The organism is Bifidobacterium sp. LH_230 (assembly GCF_056357555.1).
The window spans coordinates 60756-77501 of the sequence record NZ_JBKEWJ010000006.1 but is presented as its reverse complement, the minus strand read 5'-3'; the positions used below and the strand labels follow the sequence as shown (position 1 = coordinate 77501).

Here is a 16746-nt window from a genome sequence, read left to right as displayed (position 1 = left end):
GGTTCTGTCGAGACGCGTATCGAAATGTGCGCATGACGTGGTGAGTCGGTCGTGGGACTCTCCTACACCGGTCACCGCCGACCTTAGAGTTCGGTTTGCTCCCATCGCGCGGGCAAGGGAATGTTTCTCGTCGAAGTAATGCAGGCGAGCAGCAGGCCGATGGCCGCACATGCGACGGCGAGCAGCATGACCGCGCGGAAACCGAGCCCGGGCGCTTGCAGCAGCCAGCCGACCAGTGCGGGAGTCAATGCTCCGGGAACGCCGATCGTGGTTTCGAACACGGTGGACACCCTGCCCTGCATATGGTCCGGGGTGCGTCCGTAGATGAAGCCGAGTTCGCCGGCGTTCAACGCTGGGAACAGCAGGGATGCGACGCTCATGCACGCGACGATCGCCCCATACGAGTCGGTGAACAGCAGCGGGACCATCGCAAGCGTGAACACGGCGAAGGTGAGGATGATGAGTCTGCCGGTCGGGATGTGGTCGACCAGCCAGCCGGCGGTCAGCGAACCGATCAGGGCCGCGATGCCGGTGGCCGTGCCCACCAGGCCGATGAGGGCCGCATCCGTGCCTTGTGCGGCGAGCATGATCTGCACGCCGATGATGCTCCCGTAGCAGGCGATGTTGATGACCGCGCCCTGGATGATGGCGGCGAGGATCGTCCGTCTGGTCAGCGTCCATTGCCAGCCTTCGACGAACTGGGTGAGGAACGACGGGGCGGTTGGCTGTTCGTCGCCTTGCTGGTTTGCTGATGACGCATCCTTCGGTTCGGGTGTGGGTGACGTTTTCTTCGGCAGCATCAGCGCGGTGAGCGCGGCGGCCAGATACAGTACGGTGGAGGCGAGGAACGGGAGCCAGCCGGCGAGCCGGTACAGCAGTCCGCCGATCGCGCCGCCGGACAGTTCGACGCAGGATTCGCGCGCCTCGCGTATCGCCTGCGCTTTGGCGAAGCGTTCCATCGGCACGATCGACTTGAGCATCGCGTCGTTGGACGGTCCCAACAGGCCGTTCATCACGGCGAACAGGACGACGAACAACGCGAACATCATCGTGCTCATCATGTCGGCGGCAAGCAGGACGGTCGTCGCAAGGGACAGGACCATGCCGACGAGTCCGAGCAGGATCATCAGCCGTCTGCGATCGTGTCGGTCGGCGATCGCGCCGCCGACGGACATCAATACGAGTCCTATGGCCGATTCGACGGTGACCAGCAGGCCGGAGACGAACGGGGAACCGGACAGGGCAAGGCCGATCAACGGTATGGCGAACGTGCGCAGACTGACCGCGAACACGTCGCTCGTGTCGGAGATGAACCAGTTGCGATACGCGGCCAGGCTCCACAGCGAGCGAGGGTTGCGTGCAGAGTCGGGGATGGCTTGGTTGGGTGAATGGGTATCGGTGTTCATGGTGGAACTCGTTTCATGACGGCCATGAACGGCATACGAACAGCCGAATATGGCAGTCGCGGATTCCGTTCAGGGGATACGTTCGGGAATCAGGCATAACGACATATCGCGCGAGCCTGAACCGGCCCGCGGCGATAGGGAAGAGACGGGAAAACAAGCCGTCAATCCGCTTAGTCGTATGCGAAGGATTCTAGAACGACGTACATGCAAGTGTCTCCTATGACCGATGATGACAAATACCGCTTCAGGATCGTCTGATCGATATATCCCGCAGCGATTGATATAACCATGATAAACCATGATGGGAGCGGACACGACGTTTCGGGATGTTCATGTCGACGATGGTTGACATCGCGTGGCCCGTGTTCCTTCGTCTCGTGGCATATCGGCGGCAAGATGTCCGCGTGCCAATCAGTCGCATGGCAATATTGCCGATGATCGTCATCGACTGGCCGGATTGCTGCCGGCGGAATCTTATAACGCCGCGAATGATGTTCTTGCCGTGCCGCGGCGGCTTGCCGGAGTGTGATCGTGCCGTTCAAAACCGATATGCGGCATCAACGGTGATTGGCCGTCGTCTCGAAGAGATGGACTTCGCCGACATTCAGTAGTTGATCATTTCGAGTTCCGTTCCCATGTCTTCAGTCTGGGTGCGTCCGGTCTCGTGGAAGCCGATATGCCGGTAGAAGCCCTGCGCGTTGGCGTTGAACCCGGCGACCCAAAGCACAAGACGATCATTGCCGATGGCCTGCTTACCCGCTTCGACCAGCATGCGTCCGACGCCGTGCCGATGCTTGTCGGCCAACACATACAGCGAGGCCAGTTCCGCCGCTTCGGGACGGTCGATCGGTGGGCGCGGCGTGCGCAGCAGTTCCGCGAATCCGATCACATGATCGTCGTCGAGCGCCACCAACGTGACCTGATTGGGATCCTTGGCATGGGCTTCGGTGAGTTTCAGCGCGAACTGCGGGGTGATGGCGTCCACGATCTCCTGCGGGATATGCCCCTGGCTGAGCTCCCGCCACGTGCGCGACTGCACTTGAGCCTTCTCCTCGAACCATCGCGGTTCGATCGGAGCGATACGAATCGTCATGTCATGCTTCCTTCCCGATGTCCTATGCCATGCTAGAGCCGTTCTGTGACCTTGAACTGTTCGAGTACGACGAGCGTGTCGTCGTTAATGGGGACATCGGGTCAGTGTCGTATCGTCACTCATCGCGCATTGTTCCTTCACTCGTGTCGATGCGCGTGTAGTATTCCCGCTCGTCCTCATGGTCGATGCGCGCGCCGCAATGTTGCTGCACGGTAAGGCTTGCCGGATTGGTTTTGTGCACGCTCAGATACGCTTCCTGGATGCCGAGTTCTCGTGCCTTGGCGAGAATGAGTTTCAGCCCGGCGGTCGCGTAGCCGCGGCCACGGTATTCGCGGGCGATGCCGTAGCCGATGTGGCCCGGCCCGTTGCGCAGGAAGTCGGTGAGCCGGTGGCGCAGGTTGAAGATGCCCACGTACTTGCCTTCGTCGTTGACGAGGATGTATTTGGTGGCCGGCACCCAGCCGTCCGGCAATCCGATGCCCAGCGACTCGTCGTGCAGGCCTTCCACGTATGCGGCGAACTGTTCATGGTCCATGCCGGCCGCGGGGTTCTCGAATCCCGTCTCCTCCGCCGGGAACTTCGCGAACAGGTCGAACGCGCGCTCCGGGCCCGCCAGCCATGTCTCGATCAACTGCATAGTCGCCTCCCTTGTTACGCTGCGGATCACATTACCCTCGGTCGGTTGGATCGCCGTGTTCTTGCACCCTGCTGTCGTCTAAAGATGACGGATTCCGCTTCGATTGGCATGAATCCCGGATAGGCGGTCATCATGGAATCCGTCCGGCATGGTGCCGGTCCGCGGAGTCCTGTGGTGGTTTGTCACGAATCCGTATCCGAATGGTCACGATGGCCGGTCGCGTCAGCGTCGAACGACGGTCATCGTACTTGCGTTGGTGATGCTGTACGGCGTGTTGGGCATTATACTGACCCCTCCGGGGTCGACTCCGGACGTGTGGGCGCACGTGTACCGTGTGGACGCGATGCTCAACGGCGACGTGATCGCCCGCCCGGTGCGCGCGGCGTCCGACTACCATCCCGACGCGGAACACAACACGGGCGGCTGGGTCGATGATGACGTGGTCGCGTTCTCGCTGGCCAACGATCGCCATTACGTATCAGGTTTGGTCGATGCCTCGTCCGTCACCGTCCGCGGCGGGCGTCGCAGCGAGGTGCCGTTCGACAATACCGCCGTGTACCCGCCGATCGCGTACCTGCCGCAGTTGGCCGCCTTCGCCGCCGGACGGCTGTTGCGATTGGATGCTGCATGGCGGTTCTATCTCGCCGAAGTGTTCCAGTTAGCCGTCTATCTCGTGGCGGTGTGGATCGGTTTGCATTTGTTGGCCGGGGTTTCGTCTCGTTGGTTTCGACTGTTGGCCGGGTTGTTGGCCGTGTGTCTGGCGGTGCCGGATTCGTTCATGTTCTCTCCCGACTCGACGGTGGTCGCACTGTCGCTGCCATTGGCCTGCATGCTGGTCCGATGTCTGCAAGCCGCTCGGCTCAGTGGCGGCGGCTGCGTGCTGCTGGCCGGTGTGACCTGGGTACTGGCGTTGTCGAAGTTCGCGTATGCGCCGTGCCTGCTCATGACGTTGCTGCCGATGGTCGTCCGCCGTCGTATGCCGGTGCGTTCACGGCTTATCCTCGTCACCGGATGCGTGTTGCCGGTTATGTTGTTGCTGACATGGTTGAAAATCGGAACCGGATTCGCCACGAACCCGTAACGTGTCCCGTACGACGCGGTACAGCAGAGGCAACGGGAACTGCTGGCCGCCCCGCATATGTTCCTGCCGCGAATGGTCTACAGCATCATCCACCTGCAGGGCTGGTCATGGTGGGAGCCACCACTGCTGTTCCTGTTCTGGACGCTTACCGTTGCGGCCCTGATGCTGACCGTCATCGCCTGGAGACGCGATCGGCAACGTCTGCTGTTCTGGCTGATGTCGTGGACGGCGATCACGGGCTGCGTGACGCTGGTGTACGTAGCAATATGGACGCAGTTCACACTGACCGGACAAGCCGGCGTCGTCGGCATCAACAGCCGATACTTCCTGCCTTTGGTGCCGCCACTGGCCATGCAGTGTGCCGACGCGTTACACGCAATCAGAAGAAATCTCACGCGGTAGTACGGTCGCGCGATGGGCCGGTCCCGTTATCGGCGCAAGAAATCCTTCATCTCCGCATTGGTGAAGTGTTCGATCATTGTGCGCCAGACCGCTTCGACCAGATCCGGGTCGGCATGGGATGTCTCCGCTAATCCGCGCACCTTGGCAATGACCGCGTTTACACGAGCCGACGCCTTGACGCCGTCCGCGCTCTTCTTGAACTGCGCGGCCTGCGCCACATAGGCTCCGCGCTCGGCTATCAGATCAACCAGTCGGGCGTCGATGCGGTCGATATTGGCGCGTACCTCATCAAGGCTTTCGCAAGTATGTATCGGTTCCATCAGTACCGCTCCTCAAATGTCATGGTATGTGTAACTACGCGTGTGCAATCAGTTTTTCGGTTTGACTGTCGGATTGCCGACCTCGTTCTCGTCCAGGCCGACGGCGGTGAGAAAGCCGCCTTTCAGATCGTTGCCGTCCATCTGCCAGCGACGATCGTTGATCATGACGGTTGGCGTGGAGAAGCCGTTCTTACCCGGCGCATAGAGTTCCGATCGCAGAATCGTGTAGTCGTCCGCCGCCTTCAGCCACGCACGATACCGGTATCGTGCGTCGAACGCTGCATCCGCCGTTGTCTTGTCCACGCCGGCGTCGAGCGCCTGCTGTTTGAGCTGGTCGTCGGTCACGCTGTGATATTCGCTGAGTTCGCCGGGCTGGAAGTCCTCGCGGTAGATGTTCATCAGATATCCGAGCAGATGGTCGGGGTTCGGATCCTGCTGCGCGATCGTGACGGCCGCGTTGAACGCGCGGGTCGAATACTCGTCGCTGCTTTTGTAATCCTGGAACGTCATGAAATGCAGGTCGAGATTGATCTGCCCCGCGTCCAGCATGCTCTTGATCGTCGGATCGAGCGTACGGCTCACCAATGCGCAACCCGGGCACAACGGTTCCAGATACATGCCGACGGTCGGCACGCCGTTGATCCTGCTGCCGTACCCGTTTTTGGAGATCAAGATGCCGCCTTGATCGTCCGCGAGCGACGGCTTGACCTTGACCTTACGCAAGGCGTCATGTGCGGCCTGTTCCGATTGCGGGGTGTCCTCCGTCGCGGAGCGATTGACCGACATGCTGCGATACAACGCAACACCGCACACGACCAGCAGAACGGCGATGATCGCGACAGTCAGCATTCCGATGATGGTCTGCTGACGACGCTCCGCCGCCGAAACCGTCATGTCGTTTCGAGAATCCTGCCGTTGCGTATTACTGCGTTTCACCCCTCCATGATGATTGCTCATGCGGGATCGCGCCAATCGAAAGGATATTTGTCAACCAAAGACGACATGAGGTTTTGGCGGTCGTCTACCGGCAAAGAAAACGAACAGCCATACGATCACGCCAACATCACGGCAAAAATATCCGCAGTCGTCGCGCGTATCGTCTCCGGGCGCAAGAAATTCGGGGAACGATGCCGATCGTCCCGAATTTCTTGCGGTGAACGTTGGTCAGTGCAAGGATTTCGGGACGACTGGGCTGATTGCCCGAATTTCTTGCGTCCGAATACAGAAGGGGCTGATCATCGGTTATTGTCCGTCCGATCTCGATATTTCTTGCGTCCGAGCGCGGAAGGGGATCATTGGAGGTCGTCGGACGACGGATGATCGTTATTCCATGACGGTTCACTTATTCGATGGTGACGGCAAGGTTGCGTGCAGTATCCAGGTGCCGTCTTCGGCAGAGGTATTGATCGAGCCGCCGAGGGATGTAAACCGGGTGCGGTGCAATGTCAGTCCTTTGCCGGAGTGCGGTTTGTCCGGCAGGAGGGAATGTTTGGCGATGTCGTTGACCTGATCGACGGACAGGCCGTCACGGTTGCGGCGCACGACCACACGGTATTCGCCGGACGGGTCGCCGTGCACCGCGATGTTGGTGTACAGCTCGCGCAGCAGATCGATCAGTTCGCGAGTGACATCGTCCGCATCCGTCGGCTTGTCCGTGGACAGATTGTCGATCATCGTCGAGTCGCCGGCGAAACCGAGCTGCGCAAGATACCGATTGCCCTGTTCCAGCACGTCGCGAACGTGTTCGGGGAACGATGTGCAAGACGAAGACGTTGCAGCTGAACTTCCGGTTTCGGCATTGCCGTCATCGCCAGTACGTTGAGAGCCACCGATACCATCCCCTTGAGAAACGACTCCGTGACCGTCCCCGGTGGAATCATGATTCTCTCCGCTATCAGTGCTGTCATTGTTCCCGTCGAGCATGTTGATGACCGTGCGTACCTCGCCGAGTGTGTCGATCGTGCGCCGGTACAGGTCATCGAACAACGCCGCGTGTTGCTCATCGTTCGCCGAACGTGAGCGTTCGTAATCCAATCGCATGGCCATGTACGCGAGGTCGCTTGTCACCGCGTCGTGAATCCGGCTTGCGACCCGCGCGTCGCGACGCATGGCCTCCAGACGGTCGCGCTCCCGCTCGTAACGCAACCGATCCTGTTCCGCCTGCACGGCCACAGCCCTCCACGACATCGCGCGGCCGAACGCATACACGACGAAGAACGACACCAGCAGTATCACGTAATCGCCGAACGGGATGCCGGCGCGGGCCGCGACCATCCAACGCACCGCGGCGATCAACGGCGGCATCAACCACCACCATCGCGACCTGCCATACCGCCCAACCGCCGCCAATGCGACCCACATGCCGTAGAACAGGCTCGCACCGCTCATATCCGGCAGGAACGCACACGCCACATACGTGACAGCGATCGCCACACTCATCGGCAACGGATAGAACGGCAACACCAGCAGACACAGGATATGCACGACCGTCAACACCGTGGTCGCCACGAACTGCGCCGGATACTCGAACATCTCCAGCACCGTCAACCCGGCGGACAACAATACGACGCACCACATGACCGGCCCCACACCGGCGGCACGAACACGCTCACCGATACGAGCGCTAGAGCGTCTGATCAGTCCTGCAACATCAGCCATTCAGCCACCGCCTGTGTCCGGTTCCGCGCACCCAACTTCCTCGCCGCGCGCATCACATACGTCTTCACCGACGACTCGCCAACGCCAAGCAGCTCGCCGATCTCACGCGAACTCCTGCCCTGCGCGCACAAGCGCATGACCTCACGCTCACGATCCGTCAACGATGCTGCCGCCGCAGCTACATTTGCCGGACGCGCAGCGGAACCGTCATCAGCATCGGAATCGTCACGTTTCGCAAGCAGCGCATGCGACTGCGCGGCAGTCAAATCAGACACATACCGGGTGCGCGGCGTGCGCCCGTTGACCAGCGCGACCGCCGCATCACAGATGTCCGCCACCTGCGCCTTGTCCATCACGCACTGGGTGCCCGCGGCCAGCGCATCGGCCGCGTAATACTCCAACGAGAACGACGTGACGCCGATCAACACGACATCGGCCGTCGCCGCGCGAATTTGTCGGCACACTTCGACGCCGCTCAATCCTTCCAGCGACATGTCCACCAGCAGCACATCCGGACGCGATTCGGCCGATAGGCAACGGGCGACTGCATCCCGGCCGCGACGGCACGCCCACGTCACGTCGACCTCGGGGAGATCACGACGGACCAGCAACGTCAGCATCTTCACCGTCAGCTGATCGTTGTCCACCACGGCAAGGCTGAAACGTCTGCTGTCGTACATATGCCACTCCTCGAAACAATTCGGTCACCGGACATCATATCGTCAGTGACGTCCGCAGGTGCCAGCCGCGGGGGCAGACTGGACCGCGCGCCGGATCGTCGCCGCCGTTCATGACAAGAACTCCGATGAGCAACGCGCTGCGACCGTAACGGATATTCCATCGCATCATCCGAGTGGAACGTCACCTCCGATCTTCCCCTATAATCGCAGCGCGTATGGCGTCCGACAGCTCATAGCGCACAGGCCGTTGTCCCGTGGCGATGAGGGTTCCGTCTTCGGTGAGAACATCCAGCGCATGATTGGTTCTGTCTCGTCCCAATCCCGTCGATTCGCGCAACCGCGGTCGGGTGATGCTGCGGGAAGCAACCCCGAACAATTCCTCTTGAATGAGCATGGCCACGATGTTCGCCGCATCGTCGTCCCAATCCCGTGCCGAACGCAGTCGGTCAAGTTCTGTGAGAGACCGCATAAGCATGGATCGTCTGGTCGACAGCTCGTCGATGAGACGATTCTGCGCTTTTGCGATGAATTGCAGCATTCGATAGGTAAACAGGCTGGCGTCTCGACGGTTCAACGGGTGCTGCGCATCTTCAAACGCCTTATAATATCGGTCTTTGCCTTCGCAAATGACAGGACTGAGACTCATGGCGGTGGGTGCGCTCAAATGCTGGCGAAGCTGGAGGGCGAAGAGGAACCGTCCGGTGCGGCCGTTGCCGTCGTAGAACGGGTGGATGTACTCGAACGCGAAATGGCACATGGCGGCACGGATCAGCGGCGGCACATCCCGGTTGCGGGTGAGCGCGAGCCATTGGGTGAGCGCGACCTTGATCTCGGATTCCGGGGTGATGCCGGTGTGGATGCGTCGCGCGGTCGCGGGTTCGTCGATGTACACGGGATCGTTGCGGAACAGGTCGCCGTCCGGCTTGTCGTTGTCGTCGAGTTCCCCGGCGACGACCTTGTCGTAGATGCCGCGGATGTCCTCGAGTGTTTCCGGCGGCGCGTAGCGTGCGGGATCGTCGTCGCTGAGCGCGAGGAACAGGCGGGCGAACTCACTAAACCGGGCGTGGCTGCCATGCTTGATCGCGGCTTCCAATGCCAGGCCAATCTCCTTGTGCGTGGATCGCACGCCCTCGATGTCATTGGTGCTTTTCATCTCTTCGCCGATAAGGTCATACAGATATGCGCGGCGTGCGAGCGTCGGCAATGAGTCCCACAAGGCGGTGACGTTGTTGTCCTGTTCGCGAATCGCATCGGCGCATGTGGCGAGTTCGCGGAAGTTAACGACGAAAACCTCGTACCCGCGCAGCACGATGCCGGAACGGAATGTACTCCATCCATCAAGGCGGCGCGAGTATTCTTCATCGGCGATTTCCTCTAGTTTCTTCGTGGACCGGCTCATATGCGCGGTCTGTCTGACGCTCCTGTAGTCCATTTCGTATATGCCGCTTTCCAGTTGGGCGACCGTTACACAGTCCGCAACCATATTTCTATAGGTTGTTTTCGACAATATCAACCTATAGATAGGTTATATTGTGGTATCTATCAGTGGATAAGGGCCGTGCCGACACTTATTCACGAGATGACCGGGCCTTGGTGGGGGAGTGTCTGCCATGAGCGTAACGGGCCTAACGGATGACTTCGCGCTTCGCCGTCCAATCGTCGGCGGTGATGATGCGGAGGGTCTCGTCGTGGTATTCGTTGATCAGCGGGAAATGGTTGTGCTTTGATTCGCCGGCGACTCGCATGCCGCATTTCTCCATCACGCGACCGGACTGCGTGTTGTCCGTGTAATGGGCGCCCCACACGGCGTCCACATGCAGCGTGTCGAACGCGTAGGCGAGCACGGCATGCAACGCTTCGGGCATGTATCCTTTGCCCCAGAACGGGCGGCCGATCCAGTAGCCGAGTTCCAAGGCGTTATCGCCGACGTATCGGGAGTAGCGTTCGTCAAGCGCGCAGTCCGACGCATCAGTGTCCATGCCGATATGACGAAGAGGCTTCAACTCGATGCAGCCGACAGGTTCGTCGGTGCCAACGTTCGCCGTCGAGCCGCCCCGAATGGTGATGGCCCAGTTGTGCTCAACCGGGGAGAACACGTCACGGATGACGTTCATGCTCTCTTCGGCATCCTGATGCGGCGGCCAGCCGCACAACAGTCCAATTTGCGAGTCCGAAGCGTACCGGAACAGGGAATCAGCCTCAGCGATATCGCCGATCTTCCACGGGCGCAGCAGCAGGCGTTCGGTTTCGATGATCTCGCTCATTGGGTCTCCCGGTTGATTGGCGTGTACGGATCTTATCGCCAACGTTATCTCATTGTGGTCATCGAACGAGGAACGGCTCCGTTTTCACGCGCGGAGGAGTCGTCGGAACCGGACACATCGTTCTTGCGGATGATACGCGCGCTCATTCCTTTGCCCGATGGAGAACCCCCGCGAATCAAGGGAGTATGGAGCCGTAACGTTCGCCGCGAGGTTGCGGCGGGAAGGGGAAGCGTCATGAACAGGCTGTTGAAGGTGGCCGTCTGTGTGTTGACGGTGGTGTTGGTTTCGTTGGCCGGTTTGATGTCGGTGTTCGTGTTGGGTGATAGGTATTTCGCGGCGATGCGCGAGTATCCGAAACAGGGGCGCTTGTTGTCGTCGTCCGACGTGCCGCAGGACCGGTCCGACCAAACCCTGAGCGTGCTGCTGGGCGCAGTCGGCACTGATGTGCTCCTTGCCGACGAGCCGACCGGGGCGCTCGACCACACGCTCGCCCAGCACGTCTTCGACGAGATGCTCGCCCTGCAGCACGAATACGGCAAGACGCTGATCGTCGTGACCCACGACACCGGCATCGCGCAGCAATGCGACCGGGTGCTGGAACTGCGCCACGCGGCATGACAGGGAGGCTGTAATGCGAGGCAGGACCATTCAGCTTGCGGTGCTGGTGGCGGTGCTGGTCGCCGCCGTCGGTTCGTTCGTGATGCTCAGCGGGTTGGATGCCGTGGCGCCGTTGGGCGTGCGGGGCACGGTGCAGGTGTCGGGGTCGACGCCGTCCGCGCCCAGTTCGTCGACCATCGCGGGAGTCGAACGGACGGCTGGTGATACGGGTGCCGACATCGTCAAATTGGTGGAGGACATCAGGGACCCGGGCGGGGCCCGCACGCTGTATGTGGCCGTCGGGGACGGGTCGGGGGAGCCGGCCCGTTGGCTGGCCGACGGGTATCCGGGGTTCACGCGTTCGATGAACACGACGGTATTATCATTCTCCCGGCTTTCGGGGCAGGACCCGCGCGGCAGCTACTACGTGTACGGTGATCCGGCCGCGACCCGGGCGTTCGCCGAGCGGTTCCACACGGACGGGTACGAGGTGGATGTCAAGACCGACTACACGGTCTCGTACGCTCAGTGGCTGAGCAACCAGCCGCTGGGGGTGAGCTTCGCGGTGACGGTCCTGCTGTGCGCGATGCTGGCGGGCATGTTCGCGTTGATGAACGTCAAAGGGTATGCCGTGCAGCGTCTGCAGGGCAACTCCGGCTGGAGCGTCATCGCGCGTGACGTCCATGCCAACATTCGCCAGGCCCTGGCCGCGACCCTGGTTGTGTTGCTGGGGTTCATGGGATTCCTGGCCCTGTACAACCATGCGTCGCATATGGGCATGGCGCTGGCGTTGGCGGCCGGCGTGTTCGCCGTGTTCCTCATGGTGATCGTCGTGGCGTATCTCATCGGGTTTATGGTGGCGTCCCGTTCGCCGCTGCTGGCATCGCTCAAGGGGCGACTGTCGGCGCGTTTGGCGTCCGGGCTGGTCTACTGCGTGCGCGTGCCCGCCGTGATCCTGGCCGTCTGGGCGGTCATCTACGCGGGAATGGCCGCGGGCCAGGCCCTGGACCAGGCCGAAGCGCAACGGGCGTGGGCCACGGCGGGCCAAGCCAGCGCCATCAGGCTCAACCCCCGGCTCTCCTCGGATGAGCAGGACCGGTATGCGGCCGCGACGGGCCGATGGCTGATCTCTCAGGAACGACAGGGCCGTATGATCCTCGCCGAGGAGGGATACACGCTGGAACAGCTTTCCGCCGTTACAAGCCAGACGGGCTCGCCCGCGGACGGCGCGTCCGCCTTGTCCGGGGACGTGCTGGTGGTGAATTCGAACTATCTGCACGCGCAGACGGTGCAGGACGCCTCGGGCCGGCGGATCACACGAGTGCCGGACCATGGGTTGCTGGTGGTGATACCCGCCTCGAAACAGGATCAACGCGAGAGGATCGAGAACGTCGTACGGGCGTTCATCGGCTCGCAGAACCAGATGCATGGCGTCGCGACGCCCCGGATCACCGTGTTAACAGGGAAGTCCGGCCAGTCCCTGTTCGGCTACGGACAGCAGAACATGCCGAACCAGAAGACCCTGTTCCATGACGCGGTGCTCGTCGGCGTGGATTCCGACACCGGAATATTCTCGCCCGACGACTACACGGCCTACGCCTCCGCGGGCAACGCCATGCTCACCGACCCGGACCAGGCGCTCGTCTCGCTGCGCGAGGCCGGACTGCAGCCGTTCATCTACGCCGTGAGCAGCGTCAGCGCGAAAGCGGCCGCGGACTTCGCGAAACTCCAAACGAACCTGCGCATCCACCTGATGAACGTGCTCGTCGCCATCGCCATCCTCATCGCCTCAGCCATCGCCGCCGCCCAGACGCATGTGCGCGGCGGCGCCCAACGCATCTTCGCCCGCTACGTGCACGGCTGGAGCTTCCCGGCCACCCACCAGCTCGCGATCACCGCGGAAACCATGCTGGCCCTCGCCCCGATCCTCTTCTCAACCTACCAGATCATCCAAAGCGGACTGCGCGCCGGAACCCCTATGGGCGCCCGGAGCGTCGCCGACATCTACCTGCTGGGCGGCTGGCAGCCCGCGTTCATCGCCGCCGTCACCATCGTGAACATGCTCGTCTACCTGCTGGCGACCGCACGCTACGAGCGCATCCTCGCCGCCAACCACTCCAGAGAGGAATAAACCATGCACGACCACCACTGCCTGCCCGGCGCCCCCATCATCGCCACCGGACTCGGGAAGACCTTCGGGAAACGAACCCTGTGGCACGATCTCACGTTCCGCATCGAACCGGGACAGATGATCGCATTGACCGGACCGTCCGGCTCGGGCAAATCGACGTTGCTGAACATCATCGGCCTGCTCGACCACGCCACCGCCGGAACCCTGGAATGCGGCCCAGACGACCTGACGGCCATGAACCCGCGCCATGCCAGACTGTTCCGCAAACGCATCCTGGGCTACCTGTTCCAGGACTACGCGCTGATCGACAACGCCGACATCGAACAGAACCTCGACGTGGCAATGCACGGCACAGCCAACAGGCGGGACAGGCAAGACCGAATCAGCCGGGCATTGGACCGCGTCGGACTCAAGGGACGCGAGCACGACCCCGTCTACCGGCTCTCCGGCGGCGAACAGCAACGCGTCGCGTTGGCGCGCCTCATCGTCAAACGGCCCGGCGTCATCCTCGCCGACGAACCCACCGGCGCCCTCGACCACGACAACGCCGACATGGTCATCCACACCCTGCGCAGCATGGCCGAAAACGGCGGCGTCGTCATCATCGCCACCCACTCCGATCACGTCGCCAACGCCTGCGACGACACCATCCAACTGTAATGTGCGGCCGGCGTAAGAAGGGGATGACGCATGAGCGCGTTCCGTGATTGAGATTGCTGTCATGCGATCGCTTGACAGCATGTTGTCCCGTCCCGCATATCGCCGCTATAGCTTGATGTGTCACAGTGATTGTCGAGGGGGATTTGTCATGGATGGTCGCACGGTATCGGTCAGGCTTTCGGTCTGGTTCGAGGGCGTCAAGTGGCGTATTGCCGGTGGTCGGCGGGCGACGTTGCATTGGTGGTATCTGGTGTTGGTCGGCGTGCTGATCGCATGGTTGGGTGTCGCGGAGGTCGTGGCGTTGCCGTCGTATGGCGGGTATGCGCGGGAGGTGTTCTCGAACCTGTTGGCTGGGGTGCCGTCCGCGCCGCCTGCCGCTGTGCAGGTGACGGTGTTCCAGTGGTCGTGTTCGGCGGTTTGGCTGGTGTTGGCGTATCGGCAGTGGGCTCGCCGTCAGTTCGCGTGGATGGTCGTGACGATGGTGTGCAGTCTGCTGTATGTGCCGTTCGTGGTCTATCTGGTGCATGAGGTGCTGGATCAGCGCAAGGGTGTTGTCCGTTTGGAGGAGAAACCGGCGGAACCGGATGATATCGTTGCCGACGATGGGACGGTCGACGGCGAGACGGATGAGCAAGACTCGGCACAGAAGGTTCTTCACGGCGAGGTTTTGTCATGAACGCTGTGGTCGAGGCCCGTGGCTTGGTCAAGCGGTATGTGTCCGGTCCGACGGTTGGCCCGATCGATTTCGAGGCTTGGCCGGGTCAGGTGTTGGCGGTGGCCGGGTCGAATGGTGCGGGCAAGTCCACCACGCTGCGCATGGTGCTCGGCCTGTCCGCTCCCAGCCGGGGTCGGGCGCTGGTCATGGGACGCCCGTACCGGCTGCTGGAACAGCCGGGACTGCATGTGGGCGTGTTTCTGGGCGGGCGGCTGGGTGACGAGTCGATGACAGGCGGAGAGTATCTGACGTTCATGGCCGGCATGATGGGATTGCCCGACGTGCGCCGCCGCGTGCGCCGTGTGTTGCGCGATTGCGGGTTGGAGCGCTGGCCGAAGGCTCGGATCAAGGGGTATTCCACAGGGATGCGCCAACGGTTGGGCGTGGCCGGGGCGATGCTCGCCGACGCACCGATCATCGTGCTGGACGAACCGTTCAACGGGCTGGACATCGCCGGCAGGCTGTGGCTGCACGATTTGCTGCAACAGTGGGCCGCCGCCGGCAAGACCGTTGTTCTGGCCGCCCATGAGATCGACGAACTGCAACGCATAGCCACTCACGTGCTGATCGTCATGCACGGCAGGCAGATGGCCTACGGTCCGCTCGCACAGGTCGTCGCCACCGGTGGAGGCGAGTCGGGAACCATGTTCCGGTTCGCTCCCGACGCGGACGAAACCGGGAAAGCTCTGGCATTGGATGATCTGACCGCGATGGGAGCCGACATTCGTTCCTTGGAGGACGGCCAATACCTGGCCCGACGGATGGACGCGGCCGGCGTGTTCGCCGTCGCGGCCAGACATGACGTTCCACTGGTCCGGCTTGACCATGCCGAGCCGACGCTGCGCGAGGTGATGACCGGCATGATTCGCCGATCCTCGGGAAAGGAAGACGCGTCATGAACGGATGCGGACAGTGTTGGCGACGCTTGATGCTGCTTATGCGTTACGTGGTATGCCGCCCGGCGCCGCTCACGGCATGGGCCGGACTGCCGACGGCGTTCGCCGTGTTCGCCGCACTGACCAGCGCCTCCGTCCGACTCATGCTCTCCTCCGGTTCCAAGCTCGATGGTCTCGCCACGCTCACGGGATTGGGGCCAAGCATCGCCGGGGCGGTCATGCCCATGATCGAACCCGTGGCGATCATCGCGGCGCTGCTGTCCGTCCGCGTCCTGACCAACACGGCCACGGCCATGCCGTTGTTCCTGATCGAACCGAAACGAACACGACTGTTCCTGACCCTGTGCGCCGACATCGTCGCTGTCGGTCTCATCACGGCCGCAGTCGGAGGGCTCGCTGCGACCGGCACCTCCCGTCTCATCCTCGGCTCGGTCGTACCGGCGCGAGTATGGCCCGCGCCGCTGTCCGCATCATTGCTCCTCTGCTTTCCCGTGGCGCTGATACTTACAGGGCGCATGCTCGTCGCCGCCTCACTGTGCGTGGCCTTCAACTCGGCCGGCAAGGGCGCGATCGCCTACATCGCCTTGTACTATCTGCTGCCCATCGCTGTGGCGAACCTGCCGAACCCGCGGACGTTGCACGAGTGGCTACCTTCCATCGCCGGCACCGCCATACTGGAACAGTCTCCCAGCATGAATCCGACGCTGAGCGGACTGATCGCACTGGCATACGTCATCATCGCGGTCACCGCCGCTTGCGTGGCCCAGATGCAAAGGGATGTCTAAAGGCATGCGGAAGAACTTACATGGCTACGAAGATTCCTGTCATGCGATTACTTGACGCCATGTTGTACTGTCGGACGTTCTTGGATTGAATAGATATAGCGAGGAAACCGAACCCCGAGGAAAGGGAGTGATCGCAATGGAAAAGCCCACTCATAACAAGTCGATACAAAACGGCGGCATCAGAAGGCTGGTCGTGATCCTGGTGTGCGCATCCATAGCATTGCAGGCTCTCGCATTTGCGATCCCGGAAGACGTCTTGAGCCTGCTCTGCCGAGCCGTTGGAGTGCTATTGCTGGTCATGGCTCTGCTCGCGGCTTTGAAAGGCAGCGCGAAATCGAGCTCCTTCCTTGCCATAGGGATTGGCGTAGCGGCAGGCTTGGCGGCTATCGCTCTGGTGATTGCGCTCCTGTAGCCCAAGCTG

The 16746-nt window shown here is 61.7% G+C and carries 18 protein-coding genes; 9 read left to right on the top strand and 9 right to left on the bottom strand.

Annotated elements, in window-relative coordinates; translation table 11 throughout:
• Positions 1 to 83: 83 nt before the first annotated feature.
• From AC1A0G_RS04230 to AC1A0G_RS04220, 3 genes are all read right to left on the bottom strand, one after another.
• A complete protein-coding gene (locus AC1A0G_RS04230) occupies positions 84 to 1406 on the bottom strand; it encodes an MFS transporter (protein WP_476527792.1) in 1323 nt (440 codons plus the stop codon).
• A gap of 604 nt (positions 1407 to 2010) precedes the next feature.
• Entirely contained in the window at positions 2011 to 2499 is a 489-nt protein-coding gene (locus AC1A0G_RS04225) for an N-acetyltransferase family protein (protein ID WP_476527791.1), read from the bottom strand.
• Between the two features lie 115 nt (positions 2500 to 2614).
• Entirely contained in the window at positions 2615 to 3136 is a 522-nt protein-coding gene (locus tag AC1A0G_RS04220; RefSeq protein WP_476527789.1) for a GNAT family N-acetyltransferase, read from the bottom strand.
• A 148-nt stretch (positions 3137 to 3284) separates the two neighbouring features.
• Here AC1A0G_RS04220 and AC1A0G_RS04215 point away from each other — a divergent pair, with 148 nt between their 5' ends.
• A complete protein-coding gene (locus AC1A0G_RS04215) occupies positions 3285 to 4217 on the top strand; it encodes a DUF2142 domain-containing protein (RefSeq protein ID WP_476527787.1) in 933 nt (310 codons plus the stop codon).
• A gap of 72 nt (positions 4218 to 4289) precedes the next feature.
• Entirely contained in the window at positions 4290 to 4619 is a 330-nt protein-coding gene (locus AC1A0G_RS04210; protein WP_476527785.1) for a hypothetical protein, read from the top strand.
• Positions 4620 to 4645: 26 nt separating this feature from the next.
• On the opposite strand, the gene AC1A0G_RS04205 is transcribed toward AC1A0G_RS04210, so the two are convergent.
• From AC1A0G_RS04205 to AC1A0G_RS04180, 6 genes are all read right to left on the bottom strand, one after another.
• Positions 4646 to 4939 (bottom strand): chorismate mutase, encoded by a 294-nt coding sequence (locus AC1A0G_RS04205; RefSeq protein ID WP_476527783.1) that lies wholly within the window; start codon positions 4937 to 4939, stop codon positions 4646 to 4648.
• Positions 4940 to 4987: 48 nt separating this feature from the next.
• Positions 4988 to 5875, bottom strand: coding sequence for a DsbA family protein (locus AC1A0G_RS04200; RefSeq protein WP_476527781.1), 888 nt, complete (start codon positions 5873 to 5875; stop codon positions 4988 to 4990).
• Between the two features lie 402 nt (positions 5876 to 6277).
• Complete coding sequence (locus AC1A0G_RS04195; RefSeq protein ID WP_476527780.1) at positions 6278 to 7471, bottom strand: sensor histidine kinase; 1194 nt, start codon at positions 7469 to 7471, stop codon at positions 6278 to 6280.
• 104 nt (positions 7472 to 7575) lie between these two features.
• Positions 7576 to 8277, bottom strand: coding sequence for a LuxR C-terminal-related transcriptional regulator (locus AC1A0G_RS04190; protein ID WP_476527778.1), 702 nt, complete (start codon positions 8275 to 8277; stop codon positions 7576 to 7578).
• A gap of 181 nt (positions 8278 to 8458) precedes the next feature.
• On the bottom strand, positions 8459 to 9784 hold the full coding sequence (locus AC1A0G_RS04185) for a Fic family protein (protein ID WP_476527776.1): 1326 nt from the start codon (positions 9782 to 9784) through the stop codon (positions 8459 to 8461).
• Positions 9785 to 9902: 118 nt separating this feature from the next.
• Positions 9903 to 10541: a GNAT family N-acetyltransferase gene (locus AC1A0G_RS04180; RefSeq protein WP_476527774.1), complete on the bottom strand. Its 639-nt coding sequence runs from the start codon at positions 10539 to 10541 to the stop codon at positions 9903 to 9905.
• Between the two features lie 234 nt (positions 10542 to 10775).
• On the opposite strand from AC1A0G_RS04180, the gene AC1A0G_RS04175 reads away from it, so the two are divergent.
• The 7 genes from AC1A0G_RS04175 (at position 10776) to AC1A0G_RS04145 (ending at position 16737) form a co-directional block, all read left to right on the top strand.
• On the top strand, positions 10776 to 11159 hold the full coding sequence (locus tag AC1A0G_RS04175) for a hypothetical protein (RefSeq protein ID WP_476527772.1): 384 nt from the start codon (positions 10776 to 10778) through the stop codon (positions 11157 to 11159).
• A 13-nt stretch (positions 11160 to 11172) separates the two neighbouring features.
• Entirely contained in the window at positions 11173 to 13269 is a 2097-nt protein-coding gene (locus AC1A0G_RS04170) for a hypothetical protein (RefSeq protein ID WP_476527771.1), read from the top strand.
• 3 nt (positions 13270 to 13272) lie between these two features.
• The gene (locus AC1A0G_RS04165) at positions 13273 to 13929 is read left to right on the top strand and encodes an ATP-binding cassette domain-containing protein (RefSeq protein ID WP_476527769.1); all 657 of its coding nucleotides are present in this window, start codon (positions 13273 to 13275) and stop codon (positions 13927 to 13929) included.
• Positions 13930 to 14077: 148 nt separating this feature from the next.
• A complete protein-coding gene (locus AC1A0G_RS04160) occupies positions 14078 to 14605 on the top strand; it encodes a hypothetical protein (RefSeq protein ID WP_476527767.1) in 528 nt (175 codons plus the stop codon).
• The gene (locus tag AC1A0G_RS04155; protein ID WP_476527765.1) at positions 14602 to 15543 is read left to right on the top strand and encodes an ABC transporter ATP-binding protein; all 942 of its coding nucleotides are present in this window, start codon (positions 14602 to 14604) and stop codon (positions 15541 to 15543) included. The genes AC1A0G_RS04160 and AC1A0G_RS04155 overlap by 4 nt, the downstream gene beginning before the upstream one ends.
• A 29-nt stretch (positions 15544 to 15572) precedes the next feature.
• On the top strand, positions 15573 to 16325 hold the full coding sequence (locus tag AC1A0G_RS04150) for a hypothetical protein (RefSeq protein ID WP_476527764.1): 753 nt from the start codon (positions 15573 to 15575) through the stop codon (positions 16323 to 16325).
• A gap of 136 nt (positions 16326 to 16461) precedes the next feature.
• Positions 16462 to 16737: a hypothetical protein gene (locus AC1A0G_RS04145; protein ID WP_476527762.1), complete on the top strand. Its 276-nt coding sequence runs from the start codon at positions 16462 to 16464 to the stop codon at positions 16735 to 16737.
• Positions 16738 to 16746 lie beyond the last annotated feature (9 nt).

Excerpts from the sequence above, each read along its gene's own strand:
- AC1A0G_RS04210 (WP_476527785.1), top strand. The coding sequence starts at position 4,290 with ATGGTCTACAGCATCATCCACCTGCAGGGCTGGTCATGGTGGGAGCCA.
- AC1A0G_RS04195 (WP_476527780.1), bottom strand. The coding sequence starts at position 7,471 with ATGTTCGAGTATCCGGCGCAGTTCGTGGCGACCACGGTGTTGACGGTC.
- AC1A0G_RS04175 (WP_476527772.1), top strand. The coding sequence starts at position 10,776 with ATGAACAGGCTGTTGAAGGTGGCCGTCTGTGTGTTGACGGTGGTGTTG.
- AC1A0G_RS04170 (WP_476527771.1), top strand. The coding sequence starts at position 11,173 with ATGCGAGGCAGGACCATTCAGCTTGCGGTGCTGGTGGCGGTGCTGGTC.
- AC1A0G_RS04180 (WP_476527774.1), bottom strand. The coding sequence starts at position 10,541 with ATGAGCGAGATCATCGAAACCGAACGCCTGCTGCTGCGCCCGTGGAAG.
- AC1A0G_RS04165 (WP_476527769.1), top strand. The coding sequence starts at position 13,273 with ATGCACGACCACCACTGCCTGCCCGGCGCCCCCATCATCGCCACCGGA.
- AC1A0G_RS04150 (WP_476527764.1), top strand. The coding sequence starts at position 15,573 with ATGCTGCTTATGCGTTACGTGGTATGCCGCCCGGCGCCGCTCACGGCA.
- AC1A0G_RS04215 (WP_476527787.1), top strand. The coding sequence starts at position 3,285 with ATGGTGCCGGTCCGCGGAGTCCTGTGGTGGTTTGTCACGAATCCGTAT.
- AC1A0G_RS04225 (WP_476527791.1), bottom strand. The coding sequence starts at position 2,499 with ATGACGATTCGTATCGCTCCGATCGAACCGCGATGGTTCGAGGAGAAG.
- AC1A0G_RS04205 (WP_476527783.1), bottom strand. The coding sequence starts at position 4,939 with ATGGAACCGATACATACTTGCGAAAGCCTTGATGAGGTACGCGCCAAT.
- AC1A0G_RS04160 (WP_476527767.1), top strand. The coding sequence starts at position 14,078 with ATGGATGGTCGCACGGTATCGGTCAGGCTTTCGGTCTGGTTCGAGGGC.
- AC1A0G_RS04155 (WP_476527765.1), top strand. The coding sequence starts at position 14,602 with ATGAACGCTGTGGTCGAGGCCCGTGGCTTGGTCAAGCGGTATGTGTCC.
- AC1A0G_RS04190 (WP_476527778.1), bottom strand. The coding sequence starts at position 8,277 with ATGTACGACAGCAGACGTTTCAGCCTTGCCGTGGTGGACAACGATCAG.
- AC1A0G_RS04230 (WP_476527792.1), bottom strand. The coding sequence starts at position 1,406 with ATGAACACCGATACCCATTCACCCAACCAAGCCATCCCCGACTCTGCA.
- AC1A0G_RS04220 (WP_476527789.1), bottom strand. The coding sequence starts at position 3,136 with ATGCAGTTGATCGAGACATGGCTGGCGGGCCCGGAGCGCGCGTTCGAC.
- AC1A0G_RS04145 (WP_476527762.1), top strand. The coding sequence starts at position 16,462 with ATGGAAAAGCCCACTCATAACAAGTCGATACAAAACGGCGGCATCAGA.